The sequence below is a fragment of the Haematomicrobium sanguinis DSM 21259 genome (genome assembly GCF_000688395.1).
GTDB lineage: Bacteria > Actinomycetota > Actinomycetes > Actinomycetales > Micrococcaceae > Haematomicrobium > Haematomicrobium sanguinis.
The window spans coordinates 202,064-216,883 of record NZ_JIAG01000003.1; the positions used below are offsets into that span (position 1 = coordinate 202,064).

14 protein-coding genes and 1 riboswitch are annotated in these 14,820 nt (G+C 62.8%); of the genes, 6 read left to right on the forward strand and 8 right to left on the reverse strand.

Annotated elements, in window-relative coordinates:
* The first annotated feature begins 31 nt into the window (after positions 1 to 31).
* Both O148_RS14705 and O148_RS14710 read left to right on the forward strand, forming a co-directional pair.
* The gene (locus O148_RS14705) at positions 32 to 769 is read left to right on the forward strand and encodes a DeoR/GlpR family DNA-binding transcription regulator (protein WP_051619823.1); all 738 of its coding nucleotides are present in this window, start codon (positions 32 to 34) and stop codon (positions 767 to 769) included.
* Positions 770 to 891: 122 nt separating this feature from the next.
* Positions 892 to 3,222: an HNH endonuclease signature motif containing protein gene (locus O148_RS14710; RefSeq protein ID WP_035744734.1), complete on the forward strand. Its 2,331-nt coding sequence runs from the start codon at positions 892 to 894 to the stop codon at positions 3,220 to 3,222.
* A 41-nt stretch (positions 3,223 to 3,263) separates the two neighbouring features.
* Here the strand turns inward: O148_RS14710 and O148_RS0103895 are convergent, their stop codons facing one another.
* Positions 3,264 to 3,968: a histidine phosphatase family protein gene (locus O148_RS0103895; RefSeq protein WP_026529864.1), complete on the reverse strand. Its 705-nt coding sequence runs from the start codon at positions 3,966 to 3,968 to the stop codon at positions 3,264 to 3,266.
* Between the two features lie 51 nt (positions 3,969 to 4,019).
* Here O148_RS0103895 and O148_RS0103900 point away from each other — a divergent pair, with 51 nt between their 5' ends.
* Positions 4,020 to 4,790 carry a CPBP family intramembrane glutamic endopeptidase gene (locus O148_RS0103900; RefSeq protein WP_035744736.1) on the forward strand — a complete coding sequence of 257 codons (771 nt, stop codon included), beginning with the start codon at positions 4,020 to 4,022 and terminating at the stop codon, positions 4,788 to 4,790.
* On the opposite strand, the gene O148_RS14715 is transcribed toward O148_RS0103900, so the two are convergent.
* Together O148_RS14715 and O148_RS0103910 are read right to left on the reverse strand one after the other, a co-directional pair.
* Positions 4,711 to 5,493 (reverse strand): LysR family transcriptional regulator substrate-binding protein, encoded by a 783-nt coding sequence (locus O148_RS14715; RefSeq protein ID WP_051619803.1) that lies wholly within the window; start codon positions 5,491 to 5,493, stop codon positions 4,711 to 4,713. The two genes, O148_RS0103900 and O148_RS14715, sit on opposite strands and share 80 nt — an antisense overlap.
* 17 nt (positions 5,494 to 5,510) lie before the next feature.
* A complete protein-coding gene (locus O148_RS0103910; RefSeq protein WP_026529866.1) occupies positions 5,511 to 6,149 on the reverse strand; it encodes a VOC family protein in 639 nt (212 codons plus the stop codon).
* 160 nt (positions 6,150 to 6,309) lie between these two features.
* Positions 6,310 to 6,425, forward strand: a riboswitch (SAM riboswitch).
* Positions 6,426 to 6,491: 66 nt separating this feature from the next.
* On the opposite strand from O148_RS0103910, the gene metX reads away from it, so the two are divergent.
* The gene (gene metX, locus O148_RS0103915; protein WP_026529867.1) at positions 6,492 to 7,682 is read left to right on the forward strand and encodes a homoserine O-acetyltransferase MetX; all 1,191 of its coding nucleotides are present in this window, start codon (positions 6,492 to 6,494) and stop codon (positions 7,680 to 7,682) included.
* Here the strand turns inward: metX and O148_RS14720 are convergent.
* On the reverse strand, positions 7,679 to 8,488 hold the full coding sequence (locus tag O148_RS14720; protein WP_035744738.1) for an SGNH/GDSL hydrolase family protein: 810 nt from the start codon (positions 8,486 to 8,488) through the stop codon (positions 7,679 to 7,681). The genes metX and O148_RS14720 overlap by 4 nt on opposite strands.
* Positions 8,489 to 8,580: 92 nt before the next feature.
* On the opposite strand from O148_RS14720, the gene O148_RS0103925 reads away from it, so the two are divergent.
* Positions 8,581 to 9,258: an alpha/beta hydrolase gene (locus tag O148_RS0103925; RefSeq protein WP_026529868.1), complete on the forward strand. Its 678-nt coding sequence runs from the start codon at positions 8,581 to 8,583 to the stop codon at positions 9,256 to 9,258.
* Here O148_RS0103925 and O148_RS0103930 read toward each other — a convergent pair.
* The 4 genes from O148_RS0103930 to O148_RS14725 form a co-directional block, all read right to left on the reverse strand.
* Positions 9,255 to 9,473, reverse strand: a complete 219-nt coding sequence (locus O148_RS0103930; protein ID WP_026529869.1) for an RNA-binding S4 domain-containing protein — start codon at positions 9,471 to 9,473, stop codon at positions 9,255 to 9,257. The two genes, O148_RS0103925 and O148_RS0103930, sit on opposite strands and share 4 nt — an antisense overlap.
* A 35-nt stretch (positions 9,474 to 9,508) precedes the next feature.
* Positions 9,509 to 10,777, reverse strand: coding sequence for a Dyp-type peroxidase (locus tag O148_RS0103935; RefSeq protein ID WP_035744741.1), 1,269 nt, complete (start codon positions 10,775 to 10,777; stop codon positions 9,509 to 9,511).
* Positions 10,774 to 11,991: an iron uptake system protein EfeO gene (gene efeO / locus O148_RS0103940; RefSeq protein WP_026529871.1), complete on the reverse strand. Its 1,218-nt coding sequence runs from the start codon at positions 11,989 to 11,991 to the stop codon at positions 10,774 to 10,776. The genes O148_RS0103935 and efeO overlap by 4 nt, the downstream gene beginning before the upstream one ends.
* A gap of 71 nt (positions 11,992 to 12,062) precedes the next feature.
* Positions 12,063 to 13,667 (reverse strand): FTR1 family iron permease, encoded by a 1,605-nt coding sequence (locus O148_RS14725; protein ID WP_051619804.1) that lies wholly within the window; start codon positions 13,665 to 13,667, stop codon positions 12,063 to 12,065.
* A 176-nt stretch (positions 13,668 to 13,843) separates the two neighbouring features.
* On the opposite strand from O148_RS14725, the gene O148_RS0103950 reads away from it, so the two are divergent.
* On the forward strand, positions 13,844 to 14,803 hold the full coding sequence (locus O148_RS0103950; protein WP_026529872.1) for a DMT family transporter: 960 nt from the start codon (positions 13,844 to 13,846) through the stop codon (positions 14,801 to 14,803).
* Positions 14,804 to 14,820 lie beyond the last annotated feature (17 nt).

The following is a 14,820-nucleotide window of genomic DNA, read 5'->3' on the forward strand; positions in this document are numbered from 1 at the left end:
TGGGGGTGCAGCGGTGGAAGAGGCGCGACTGTTGAGTCAGAGCGAGCGGCTGAGTTCGATCCTGGATCGGCTGGCTGCGGTCGGGCAGGTTCAGGTGGATGAGTTGGTCGCTTCCATGGGGATTTCGGCGGCGACTGCACGGCGAGACTTGGATTCCTTGGCGCAGCGCCGGTTGGTGACGCGCACGCGCGGCGGGGCTGTGGCGGGAGCAGTCAGCTATGACTTGCCGACGCGATATTCGCACGATGCTCGGCTGGACGAGAAGCTCACGATTGCCGAAATTGCCAGCGACTTGGTGTCGGTGGGTGATGTGGTGGGCCTGTCCGGGGGGACCACGTGCACGCACATCGCTAAGACGTTGAGCGCGCGTGAGGACCTGAATGAGCCGGGCGATCAGGTGACGCTGACCGTGGTGACGAATGCCATTAATATTGCAGCGCAATTGGCGGTTCGAAAGAATTTTCAGGTGATGGTTCCGGGAGGGATGGTCAACCGTTTGAGCTACGAGTTGGTGGGGGAATTTGCGGAACCCGTTTTGAACAATGTTGCCCTGGATATTGCGTTTATTGGTGTGAACGGCATTGAGCCTGGATTGGGCGGCACCGTCAAAGACGCGGCAGAGGCGCGGATGAACGCTTTGCTAGCATCGCGGGCGAAACGGGCTTATGTGGTGGCAGATACCGCGAAGCTCGGAGAACGGTATTTTGCAAGGATTGACGCGAGGTTCGCGGGGTGGATTCGCGAGGATGGGGTACGGAAACTGCCCTAAGCTGAGGAAAGTTATCCACAGTTGAAAAATTTTTAAAGAATTTTCCGAAGTTATCCACATTTGGGGTTTTTCGGGTGCTCAATGTCAGTGCCGGGTTATAGCGTGGTGTTATGACGTTTCCTATGGCACAGACAGAGCTCGGGGTCCGCACCAGTGCGGTCACCCGGCTCGCCTCTGGCATGGAAAAGCTCATGGACGAGTTTCAACAGGAACTTCGGAATCCTCTCGGGGCGGAGCCCACAGTTCCGGCATCACCATCCGCGTCGGCCGCGGCCAGTGACGCGCACACCCCGGATGCGTTCAAGCGCGAGGCTTTGGGTGCTGCGAAGTTGTTGGAGCGTGCTCAGGTGCAGGTAGAGGCCGCGATGCACCTGGCCGCGGGTGTCGCGTTGAGCGTGGAGGCGGAGGAACAAGAACGACTCCTGGACCTTCCCCTGGATGAGAAGATCGGACGGAACAAAGGACGTCGCGGTTCGGGGCGAGGGAAACATCAGGACGCGTTCACCGTCACTCCACCTACCAACGCAAACATTAACGCGGGTACGGGCCCATTGGCTGCGGCCAACCCCACGGGCACTGACTCCTCCAGCACTGCTAACTCGAGCACCGGCGCTGACTCGTCGAGCACGAGTGCCGGTCCGGCATCCGGTACTGCGACTGGGTTTCCGCGGGGTTCGGCGTTTATCCCGGGTTTTAGCAGTCATGATGTGGCCGACAGTGAGGTCGAGTTCCCCAAGGTGTGGTGTGGTGTCAGCGTCAAGGCGATGGACGAAGCGCTCTGGGGGCTCGGCAGTGAGTTGGCGTTGTTGTGGGGTCGCAGCGAGTTCGTGACCACCGGGATGCTCCTCGACACCGCGACACTGTCCCGGCTCCCGAAACTCGAAGCACGATTCATCACAGGAATGTTGAACAGCCGGTTAGTGAAAACCGCGGTGAAACATTGTGTCGGGCTGACCGATGAGCAAGCCGCTAGTTATGACGCTCGCCTGCATGAGTTTATTTTCCCCGTGAAATATGATGTGACCGGCCAATACCCCGTCAGATCCGCGAATGATGTGGCGAAGTTCGCGGAGGTGACCCGGAACCGGTTACACGCTGAGCCACTGGCGGTGCGGGCGCGGCGGGAGATGAAGCACCGGTACGTGGCGATCAGCAACGAGTCGAACGGCATGTGCTCCATCAGTGGGTTGTTGCCGGCGACAGCGGCGCACCGGTTCATGAACACCCTCACCGATTTCGCGATCACCGCCAAAACCCAGCACGACACCCGTACATTGAAACAACTGATCGCCGATGTCTTCACCGACCTGATCACCCATAATTACAACCAGTCGTACCCGAACACCCCACCCAACCCCACGGGGACCAGTGGCGCTGGCCCAGACGCGAGCCCGAGCACTGGCTCCACTGGCGGGACTGAGCGGACGAGTGGGCCCGGAACCGATTCTGGATCTGCGTCCGGAACCGATTCTGGGCCGGCGGCGGGAACCGGGTCTTGGCAACCACGCGATCAAGAACCAGCGGACGCTGGTCCGGGCGGTTCGGCACCGACTGAGCGACTCTCCTACGACTCGATCCATGACTTGTTCAACCACACCACCACGCCTGAAACCGGGTTCCAGGGGACCAGTGCGCCCGATTCTGGAAATGGTTCGGCACCTAGCAACGACTGGGTGCGTGAGGACTGTTACTCGGTCGACCCCGACGGCGTCATCCACGAGCGAGGGGATGAAACTGAGTCCACCGTCCCGGTCATGGACACGGAAATCGGCACAGATGGCACTGTGGGGTTGCGGTCGGGGTTGCGCGGTGAAGCGAAAATCTTTGTGACGATCCCGGCCACGTCGTTGGCGGGGTTGGATGAGCAGGATGGGATGCTCTCCGGGTACGGTCCCATCACCGCCGACGCGATCCGGGAGCTCGCCGGAACCGCACACACCCTGTACCGGATGTTCGTTGATCCAGACACGTGCAGGCCGCTCGCGTTGGGCCGCTCAAGTTACCGGGTAGACACCCAGTTGCGTGAATTCCTGCAACTGCGTTCGGACACCTGCCAGTTCCCCGGCTGTGGGGTGAATGCCCGTCGTACCGACGCCGACCACATCACCGAATGGGAGACCGGCGGGGAAACGAACCCGGAGAATCTGCAGTTGTTGTGTCGAAAACACCACAACCTCAAAACCCACCACGGCTGGCAAGCCAAAGTCATCGACCCCGAAACCAACACGATCCAATGGACCTCACCGCTCGGCAACACCTACATCACCGAACCGAGCGGCATCTACACCTCGGAGACCGGTGCTTGCCCGGACGCCCATCACCGTTCGGACAGCTCCGACGCTGGCACCGGCGCAGGGAATGGCGCGAGGACTGATACTGGCTCGTCTCGCGATCCGTGGGGCATGACCCCCGAAGAAAACGCCACCACCGACTTCTCGGACGCGCCTTTCTAACCCGCGGTCACGCTCAACAAGGCACATTCAGTAGGACCCGATTAGCCGATCCGATCCAGAATCGTCGTCCCAGGTTCGGCGGATTCCCACTGGGTAAACGGCTCTTCCATCTCCCATAAGTGGCCGGGCGCGCCGGGCTCCCCGAAGAGCCGCTTGACCGCGCCATTTGACGGGTTGTTGAGCGACTCAAAGTACTCGACCGTCCAGCCAAACCAGCGCATGCAAAACAGCCGCATCGTCAACCCGTGCGTCACCAAAACCACGTTTCGCGGCACCGTCCCATTCGTCAGGCCGCGCTGCAACTGGTCAATGAACGAACTCACCCTGTCATACACATCCGCCCCGGACTCGCCGTCACGAAACCGGTAAAAGAAATGCCCATAGGCATTGCGCAATTTCTTTTGCGCCTCGATATTGGACGGGTCCTGAAAATTCGCCCAATCCTGCTCGCGCAACTTCGGCTCCTCGATCACCCGCTCTGCCCGGTCGCCAATGTCCAGTCCGGCCAGGGTCTGATGCGCCCGCAAATACGGCGACACGTACACCCGCACAGCACCAGTAGCACCGTCGACACCGGCACTCCCGTCCAGTTGCGCGCGCAATACCTCGCCCGCATCCCGAGCTTGCGCCGCACCCGCATCGGTCAGCGGAATGCGGTAGTCCGGCACCCGCTCATAAATATCCGTATCGATATTCGCCTCGGACTCGCCGTGCCGCACCAAAAACACATTGGCCAATTCGCTCATGCCTCCCAGCCTATCCGGCGCGCCACCAGCAACACCGTGCATGATGGAGACATGCAGAACCCGCTCGCCACCAGGGCCAGCGCCCGCGCGCAATTGCTCATCGTCCTGGCGCTTTCCCTCGGCCAGTCCGCCGTCTACTCGCTCGTGCAACTCGCCGACAAGATGAGCCAAGGCCCGCTCAGCGAACAAACAACCTCGATGAACCAGCCGCGCAACAACCGCGAACTATTCGACGCCCTGTACCGGCTCCTCGACATCGGTTTCGCACTCGTCCCGGTCGCGCTCGTCATCTACTTCGTCTGCATCAACAACCGGACCACACTCCGCGGCGCCCTGAACCGCTTCGGTGTCAACGCGAACCGCCCGCTTTTCGACCTCGGCACCGGAATCGGCCTCTACCTGATCCTCGGAATCGGCACCCTCGGCGTGTACGCCGCCGGCCGCGCCCTCAACCTCACCACGGCGCTCGTCCCCTCATCCGCCGCAGAATACTGGTGGACGGTCCCGATCCTGATCCTCGCCGCGCTCAAAAACGGCATCCTCGAACAGTTCGTCATGATCGGCTTCTTCTTCGACCGCACCCGCGCCCTCGGCTGGTCCCCGGCGGCCACCATCATCACGAGCGCACTCATCCGCGGCGCCTACCACTCCTACCAGGGCATCGGCCCGATGATCGGCAACATTGCCATGGGTCTCATCTTCGGCTGGTTCTACCAGCGCACCGGCCGCCTCACACCAATGATCATCGCCCACGCCCTCCTCGACGTGAGCGCTTTTGTCGGTTTTGCCCTGGTTTCCGGTTTCCTGGGCTTTGGCTCTTAGCTTTCGCCGCCGGTTTTTTCCTCGCGACCTTCTCGCTCACTTCGGGCTGGCGCGAACTGCGCTCGGTCCGCCCGCGCACCACACCGATAAACGCCTCAAACAGCTCCTCGTTCGCTGCCTTCGCCGCATGCGAAAACGCGAGCCCCACCGGATACCGCGGCCCATCGGCCAGCACCCGGGATACCGCGTCTTTCCTTGCGTAGAGGCGCGCCAAAGAATGAGGAACGACGGCGATCACCGCACCAGATGCCGCGGTCGCCATAATCTGTTCAACGGTCAAATCAGCATCAGAGCCCGCATCCGGGGGAGACGCCCCGGCCGCATCAAAACGGGTCGCCAGCCGTGCTTCGCCAGCAATGTCGGCGAGCTCCAGCTCCTCAAAGGCGGCAATCTCGTGATCCCGGTTCGCCACCACCACGGACACTTCCTCATACAGGGGAATTACGGCGGTGTCTTCGCTCGAATCATCCAGGGGCAACCGGGCAAAGAAAAAGTCCACCGGCGCGTCCACGCACTCGCCGCCAGCCCCGAAAATTTCTTGGCCAGCCGCCGCATCGGTGAGCCAGGAGAATGAGGCGGCATCGCCGTCGTACCTCAGCGCTTTTAAGGTGACCTCCGGATACCGGGCGCGCCACCGCTGGAACCATTTTCCCGGGTTGACGCCGGCCGCATAGAGGACGGTGAGGGTGTCGCGGGTGTTCACATTCCCAGCTTAGTGGGCTAGATCGTGACGTCGCCGCGTTCGGTCTTGAACGTGCAGGAGAGGATGCCGGGCATGCCGTTCGGGGCAACCCAGTCGACCGCGACGTCATCCAGCGGGTCGGTGACGTCGGTGCCGAGCCAGTCGGTCACGCGCTCGGCCGACCCGGCAATGGTCAGGGATTCCAAGTCGATGGTGGTGGGGCTCGCGTTGGAGGGGTGCAGGCTCGGATCGCCCTCCCACTTGAGCATGTACGGCACCTGCGGGTCCGCGATCAGGCCCTTGATGCCGATTTGCTCCCACACGAGTTCGCGGCCGTCCGGGAACTTGCGGTTTCCGGGGACCGATTTGCGGCCAAGGCGCTCCTCGAAGGGGGAGAGGTCATCGACCGCGACGCACCAACCCATCCAGCCGCCGCCGAGTTCGCTGCGCGCGCGCACCGCCTGGCCGAAGGGGGCCTTGTCGCTCGCGGGGTGATCAAGGACCTCGACCACTTCCAGGTACTGGCGATCGGTCAGCGGGAAAATCATATTTCGGGTCCCAAAACGGGGATGAATACCGCCCTTGACCGGCTCCATGCCGAGCTTCTCGGCGATCCTCTCGCTGGTGGCTTGAAGGCCGTCCGGCTCACTGGCAAAGGAAACATGATCTAACCGCATGGCCTAATCTTGGCAGGTTGTTTCGCGTTGCTCAGCTTAGGCTGACCTAAGTAAAAATGTGGCCTAAGTCACAGTATTCTGTGTGCTCTTTTTCGCCGGTAGGTGTCACACAGTTTCACAATCTTGACCGTCGAGGAGCCGTTGCGCTCTGCTAGTGATAGGTCACGAGTCCTAGCGAAAAGCCCCGGCTTGCTAGGCGGCAACCCTCCTTACGCGGTGGGGTGCCCCGGGTGAAGACCCGGTCCGCCAGCATCCGCCAGCGGGCAAGCGCGACTCGGGAGCCCCACATTGAGTACCGAAATTTTGTCCGCGGCACACCGCCGCCCCCGCATTGCCGAGCGCATCTCGCTGCCCTACGCGGTCACGCATCCAGCAGCAGCCGAGGTGCAGGTAGTAAACATTGGCGATCTACACCTGGAAAACGGCGAACTGCTTCCCGAAACCCAACTCGCCTACGAGACATGGGGACGGCTCAATGCTCGCGCGGACAACGCGATCCTGGTCCAGCATGCCTTGACCGGAAGCTCCCATGCCGCCACCGGAGCAAACGGGGCGAAGGGCTGGTGGGACACCTTCATCGGTCCGGGCAAAGCTTTGGACACCAACACCTACTTCGTGGTGGCCGCCAATATTCTGGGCGGCTGTTACGGATCCACTGGACCAGGTTCTCGGCGCCCCGAGGGCTGGGGGCCGGCCCGCGACGGGTTGACCCAGTGGTTTGGGCAACGCCGCGAGTGGGGTTCGCAGTTCCCGTTCCTCACCCTCCGCGACACCGTCCGCGCCGAATCCCGCTTGGCCGACGCGCTCGGAATTAGCCGCTGGCACACCGTCATCGGCGGTTCCATGGGCGGCGCCCGCGCCTTAGAGTGGGCGGTGACCTATCCCGAGCGGGTGGCCCGAGTCGCCGTCATTGCCGCGTCTGCCTCGAGCACGGCAGAACAGATCGCGCTCGCGCGCACACAGGTCGAGGCGATTCGCCTGGACCCACAGTTTTATGGCGGGGACTACTACCCGGGCCCGCAACCGCGCACCGGGCTCTCGCTGGCGCGGAAGATCGCGCACGTGTCCTACCGCAGCGAGTCCGAACTGGGCGCGCGCTTTGGCCGGGGCGCACAACCGGGGGAGCGCACCCTGGGCGCCCGCCTGCAATTGGGGCGGGGACGCTACCAGGTGGAAAGCTACCTGGACCATCAGGGCGAAACCCTGGTGGATCGTTTTGACGCGAACAGCTATATCGCGCTCACCGAGGCGCTCATGAGCCACGACATTGGCCGCGGGCGCGGCGGTATCCAGGCGGCGCTTGGCCGGGTGGGCGCGGAGGTTTTTTTGGCCTACGTGGACTCGGATCGCCTGTACCTGCCGGAGCAGACGTTGGCGCTAGCCGACGGGCTGAACCGCGCGCGCGGCGTTGCCGATTCGGGCGATGACACGCGGCGCGTCAGCGCCCACCGGATCACTTCGGCCAAGGGCCACGACGGCTTCCTCACCGACATTGCCCAGCTCGAAGCCCCGTTTGCGCGCTTTCTCGCTTAGGAATCCTCGGCGATCGGGTACACCGGTGCTGGCTCGGGACGCTTGGGCGTAATCCCATCGCCGGAAGACTGATGCCGCAATCGCCGCAGCACCCACGGTGCCAAGTGCTGGCGCGCCCAGACTAAATCCTCGGCGGCCGCCTCGCGCCAGGACTTAGCTGGCAGCGGTGCCACCTCCAGTGCCTCCAGTTGGTGCGGAACATTGAGCGTATCCAGCACCATCATCGCAATCGTGTGGTGCCCAAGCGGCGAAAAATGCAGCCGGTCATCTGCCCACATCTGTTGTTGCCGCAGCTCGCGCACCGCCCACATGTCCGCGATGATCGCATCGTGCTGCTTGGCCACCATGTGCAGATTCTCGTTATAAATCGCGGTCTTGGCGCGCACATTGCCAATCGACAGCGAATCCCCGGTGTCCGGCCCGGTAAAAAGCACGACGGCGGCACCCGACTTTGCGAGCTTGGCTAACCCGGTTTCCAACTCGGCAGCAATCACATCCGGGTCCGAGCCGGGCCGGATGACGTCATTGCCGCCGGCGGAGATCGTGATGAGATCGGGTTTGAGCGAGAGCGCCTGATCAATCTGCTCATCCAAAATTTGGCGAAGCACCCGGCCGCGAATGGCCAGGTTCGCGTAGGCGAAATCCTGAAGCCCCACGCTCAGTTGCTCGGCAACGCGATCCGCCCAGCCGCGGTGTCCGCCTGGTACCCGGTCATCCGGGTCGCCGATGCCTTCGGTGAACGAATCCCCGATCGCTACGTAGCGGTTCCAGGGGTGCGGGTTGTACTCGTCAGTAACTTTGTTCACGTTACTAGTGTGCCCACAAATCATTTGAGCGAAAAATTGGCAACCGGACACTTAAGCAATCCTGGGCGTCAACGCTGTGACAGGATGAGCATATGGCTCTTGAAGACACTCCTGCATTTGGCGAACCCGTGACCGTTTTCAACCGCGAGGAGAGCGAAAGATCCGGCACCCCGCTTCTGGTTCTCTTGCACGGGATTGGCGCGCATGAGCGCGATTTATGGCCGATCGTGGATCTGCTACCGGCCGAGTACACGGTCGCGTCGCTGCGCGCACCGCTGGCGTACGGCCCGGGATTCTCCTGGTTTGACCTGACCATCACCCCGGACGCGAAATCCTATGATTCCGCCGGTGTGCTGCGCAGCCTGCACTGGCTTTCCGGCTGGATCGACGGTATGCGGTCCAAGCATTCCTCGGTGAGCCTGCTCGGTTTCTCCCAGGGCATGGCCATGGCAACCGGCCTGTTGCGCATGAACCCCAGCGGCTATGCGGCAACGGTGGGGCTCTCCGGTTTTGTGACCGACCCCAACTCCGGCCCGGATTCACCCTTCAAGGACGCCGAGCTCGCCGACATTAAACCGCCGTATTTTTGGGGACGAGATCAAGCGGACCCGGTCGTCTTCCCGCAATGGGTCGAGGAAACCAACACCTGGCTCCAAGCCCACGTCAACCTCACGAAGGTGCTCTACACCGGCATGGGCCACGGCATTAACGCCCAAGAGATTGGCCACGTCAGTGAATTCCTGAAAAGCACGCTTCCCGGCAAGGGCTAGTGCTCCGCCCGCACCATCACGCTTCCGGCACCTAGCACCGTCACGGTTTGCCCCGGGCGGACCTGCTTGCCGCGTTGCGTCACGACCTCGCCATCAACCTGAACCTGGCCCTCGGCAATGACCGCCTTGGCCTCAACCCCGTCCTCGACCAGGTTCGCGAGCTTGAGCACTTGCCCTAGCCGGATGGTGTCGTCACGAATTTCAATTTCCTCCATGACACCCATCTTTGCGTACTGGGAGCCAAAACGCTTCAGGCAAAAAACGCTTTACCGAAATAGTCTCCGGGCTCTTTCAATCCCGGCGGCACGGCAAAGACCCCTGAGCCGATGTGCCGAATATATTCACTCAGCCGGTCATGCCGGCCCAACTTGTTTTGCAAGCTCACAAACTGCGAAACCGCTCGCTGATAGCTGATGAACATGAGCCCGGCGCTCAACCGGCCCACCGCGTCCATGCCGTCGGTGTAGTTGTACCCGCGCCGCAGGATCTTGACCCCATTGTTTTCCTCTGCCGAGGCCAAACGCATGTGCGCCCTGGGATCGATGACCGGTTTGCCATCGGCCATTGCCTGAAAATCCGGGGTGTCCTTCTCCGCCGTTCCGGTCAGCGGCGCACCCTCGAGCTTGGTCCGGCCAAAAATACGCTGCTGGTCGCCGATCGGGTCCTGATCCCAGGTCTCGATCAGCATTTGAATCTTGCGTGCCACCAGGAAGGACCCGCCGCGCAGCCATTCGGGTGCTTCTGCCCCGCACCACACATGCTTTTCAAAGTCGGCCGCATCGGTGATGTTCCGCGTACCGTCCTTGAACCCCATCAAGTTTCTCGGGGTCGACTGCCCGGCGCCGGCCGACGCCCGGCCAAACCCGAGCGCGGTCCAGGACAGTGTGAAGACACCCTGCCCGAGCCGCGCGAGGTTCCGCACCGCGTGATACGCCACTTGCGGGTCATCCGCGCACGACTGCACGCACACCTCGCCGCCGGTGAGTCCGGGCTGTAGCGCGTCGCCCGGGAACGCGGGCAACTCAAACTCGGCCGGTTTGAATTTCTGCAACCCGAGCGCATCAAAAAACCGCGGACCAAACCCGAGCGTCAACGTCAGATTCGCGGCCGGCAAATCGGTTGCCTCACCCGTGTCCGGCGGGATCGCATCGGTGCGCTCCGGTTCGATCCGACCAATGGCCGCGCCCTGGCTCATCCGCTGCATCGCCGCCGACCAGCGCGCCAGCACTCGCTGCACCGCAGCCGGATCCGCGGAACTCAATCCAAAAGAGGCAAACACCAGGTTGCGTTGCGGGGGCGTGGCAATACCCGCTTGGTGCTCACCATAAAAGGGTACGACGGCGTTGCCTCCGCCCGCAGGCGCCTGGCCTTCCTGAGCGCGCGAGGTCGAAGCAAAAACCGTGGCGGCACCGGCGAGGGCACCGGCGGCCGCACTGCCCAATCCGGTGCCGATGAGTGCGCGGCGGGAAAACCGCCCCGCGGGTTCGCTACCACGGTTTGCCTCGGTGTTCTCACTCATCGGGCGGTCGCAACCTTTTCGGCAATACGGGCCATGGGCGCTTGCAAGCTCTGGATGGTCGCGGTCAGTTCGGCGCCGTCGCTCGCCCGCAACTGTGGGGTGTACCGCTGGTAGCCGCCGAGTTCCGACGAATCCTTGTAACCATCCAGCGTGGTCTTGACCTTTTCAAACTCGGCGTCAATGGTCTTGGTCAGGGGTTCATCAATCTTCGTGAGCGCCGGGCGCAAGTAGACGAAAGCTTGCTCCGCCCCCTCCACGTTTGCCGCGAAATCCACCAGGTCAATTTGGCTGAAGATCTCCTCTTCTCCGGTGATCTTGGAATTCTGAATCTCTTCCAATAAACCCGAAGCACCGCTCGCCAAGTCCTCCGGCTGGTAGCTCAGATTCTTGGTCTCGTTCAGAAGTTTTTCGACATCCGTGACCAACTGGGCGGCGTTCTTCTTTGTCGCATCGGTGATCTTCTTGGTGGTAAAGATGTCCTTTTCAATCGTGTGGAAGCCGGTCCAGGTTTCCCCTTCGGCAAGGTCGGCTTCGCGCAGGTCGATTGCGGGGTCGAGGTCTGGGAAGCTCTCGGCCACCGGTTCAATGCGCTCATAGAACGGGCGCGCGGCGGCATACGCTTGCTCGGCGGCAGCGACATCGCCGGAGTCGACGGCCGCTTGTAGCTCTTTGACCGCCGCCACAGCAGATTCGGTCTGGGCGCTCACGTATTCCGCGTAGCCTTTCGCCCCCTCGTCCAGGAGCCCCGCGATGGAACTATCGGCGGCGACCTTGCGCTCACCGGTCACGGTGAAATCGACGCTCTCCGGGCTCGCCCCGGGGCAGTAGATCTGGTACGTGCCCGGGTCCAAGGTGACGGTGAACGTGCCGCCGGTCAGCCCGGGTGCGATGTTCTCCCGCTCGCCGAGGATGCGCTTTTCGCTCAACAGTTCCACTTCGCTCAGGGCCGTGGAGTCCTTGTTCTCGGTGCTGAAGGTGACCGGTCCGGATTCGGCGCTCGCAAAGTCGGGGACGCACTGGTCGCTGCCGTCCTTGAGTTGCATCGTGACCTTGACTTGGGAGGCGCCCTCCGTCACCGGCGCCTTATCCCCGGACGCGTTAGCCCCGCCACCGGTGGTTTCGGCGTTTGCTCCGGCGGAACAGCCCGCCAAGAGCAGGGCGGCCAGAGGAACTGTGGCGAGGGCGAGGGAACGGGGGCGAACAGACATGGACATGGGTCAGCTTTCATTCAAAGGGGGAGTGGGTGTGATGGGGGTGTGGTGCCTTGTACCGGGCAGGGCGAGCTTTATTGTCGGGACACGTCGGAGCGTCGCGCCCGCCGTGCGGCAAGCAATGCGGCCAGTGCGCTGAGCGCCAGGCCGCCAGGCACCACGAACAGCCACAACGGTGATTCGGTCTTGATATCTCGGGTGGTGTTGACCCACTCGAGCGCTTCGGCGGTGGCCGCATCGGTGCTGTGCCAATCCTTACTGGGCACTGAGTCGCTCGCGCTGTCCGCCCCGGCAAGTTGCCCCATGACGCTCACCGTTTTCGGAGCCGCGAGGCCGCCGCCAGACAGTGCCAGCGTGGTGGGGTGGGTGGACTGCGCTCGAATGAGCTGTCCCTCGACAACCCACGCTTGCGTCACCTCTTGGCAGCTCAGGGTTGCTTTGAAGGGGCCCGGTGTGCGCGCACTATTCAAACCCAGCGGCAACCGTCCGCCATTGGCATCCGCGATCTGATCGAGGCTCACCCTCGCTGTGCTGGTCTCGTTCACACCGGCACACTCCGAAGGTGGGGCCGAGCCCTCGGAGGGTGCGGGCGCGTACAGCGTCCCGTCGAGTCCCTCCACCTGGGCGCTGCCCTGGGAGATGAGCGGCAGAGCATTCACGGTCTGTACCGGTGAATGGGAGGCCGGCATGGCTTGGCGGGCATCGCCGTCGAACATCAGGGAGGAATCGCGGAAGGAAACCTGTCCGGCATTATCTGTTGCCAGCGGAATGGGGGAGCGGAGGGTCACGGTGAGAGTCGCGGCACCGGCAATCAGGAGGGCAAGCGCCCCAAGCGTTGCGGCCGCGATGCGCAAGGAGCGAACGCGGGTGGCAGCGGGTTGCCCCACGCGGCGCGGCCAGGTGCACGCAAGGAGCACCGGCACTACGTAGAGGAGCCAGACGGTGATGTCGAGTACCCGGACATCGGCAGGAATCCCGAGGATGCCGGAGAACAGCGCGCCGTGGATGCTGCCGTAGGGCATGAGCCAGCTCAGGTCAGCGATTTGGGTTTGCCCGAATTGGAACCACCCGGCAGCGACCGCGCCGCGGAAGGCGTTCACGAGAATCCCGCCGGCGACCAGCACCAGGAAGATCGCGCTGATGGAAAAGAAGCGGCCGAGGTTGATCTTGATGGCGCCGCGGAAAAACAACACGCCGAGAATCACGGCCGCAGCGATGCCGATGACGGCGCCCAAGGTTGCCAAGAGCGGACTGGTCGCGGACTGATAGGCCGCCAGCAGGAAGAAGGAGGTTTCCACTCCTTCTTTGAGCACCGCGAGAAACGCCATGGCGGCCAGTGCGATCGCCGAGCCCTGCCCAAGCGCCTGCGTGGCGGCGGTTTCGAGTTCGCCCTTGAGGTTTTTCGCATGGGTGCGCATCCACAAAATCATGGTGGTGACCATGATCACAGTGAGCGCGCCAATGATCGCTTCAAGGGCCTCTTGCTGCTGCTGCGGGAGTGACTGAGCGGTGAGCTGAAGGACCACCGCAACGCCGATCGACACCGCTATCGCAAGCGCAACACCGGCGGCCATCGGCTTGAGGCTTGAGCCGCGGCGGCGCAAAAAGAGCGCGATGATGCCGACAATGAGCACGGCTTCCAGGCCCTCGCGGAGCCCAATCACCACAGTTGCAAACACAGCGACCTCGGAAAAATGATTAGGTATGCCTTACCAAACTTAAGGCTCGCTTAGAGTATCACCGGATGTGCGCACCAAAGCAACATGACGTCAAGGGAAAAGGAAGGAACGGGCTCAACGGGCGTACACTGCTCAACGTGTCAGCTTCATCCGCCCCTCATGCCTCTCGTCCCGATATGCCCTTCATCGTCGGCATCCCGCTTGCCGTCCTCGGCGGCCTCGCCATGCCGTTGCAGAGCCGTATCAACGGCGCGCTCGGCACCAAGTTGGCTGACGGTCTGGGCGCCGCGCTCGTCAGTTTCGGCGTCGGGCTCGTGTTGATGATTCTGCTGAGCGTCCTCTCGGCGCGCGGACGCGCCGGATTCAAGCGCATCGCCCCGGCGGTTCGTAACGGCGAGTTGCCCTGGTACTACCTCTTGGCCGGCGGCATTGGCGCGTACTTTGTGCTCAGCCAAGGCCTTGTCGCCGGGATTCTCGGGATCGCGCTCTTCACGGTGGCGGCGGTCACCGGCCAGTCCGTCGGGGCGCTCTTTGTGGACCGGGTCGGGCTCTCGCCGGCGGGTAAACGCGCCATCACCCCGATGCGTGTCATCGGCGTTGTGCTGACCATCGCCGCCGTGCTCTGGGCCGTCTCGCCACGCCTTCAGGCCGGGCATGACATCTCATCCTGGCTCATCCCCGTCCTCATGCCCTTGACCGCCGGCATGCTCATGGGAATTCAGCAGGCGTTCAACGGCACGGCCACGATTCATTACGGCACCCCCATCACCACGACCCTCATGAACTTCATTTCCGGTACCGCGATCCTCGCGATCTTTTGGGGCATCAAGGTCGCAGTCAGCGGGCTCGGCAATCCGCTGCCCACCGAATTTTGGTATTACTTGGGCGGCCCGCTCGGCTGCCTCTTCATCGGTCTCGCCGCGATCCTGGTGAAGCACCTTGGCGTACTGCTGACCGGGCTCGGCATGATTGCCGGCCAACTCATCGGCTCGCTCGGGCTCGACCTCTTCTTCCCCACCCCCGGCACCATCGTCGCCCCGGCCACCATTTTCGGCACCCTGCTCACCTTGGTAGCGATCGTGCTCGCCTCGCTCCCGTGGCCCGGAGCGATCAATCCCTTCCGCAGGCGCGGCTAAGTACCCCGCTTACCGGT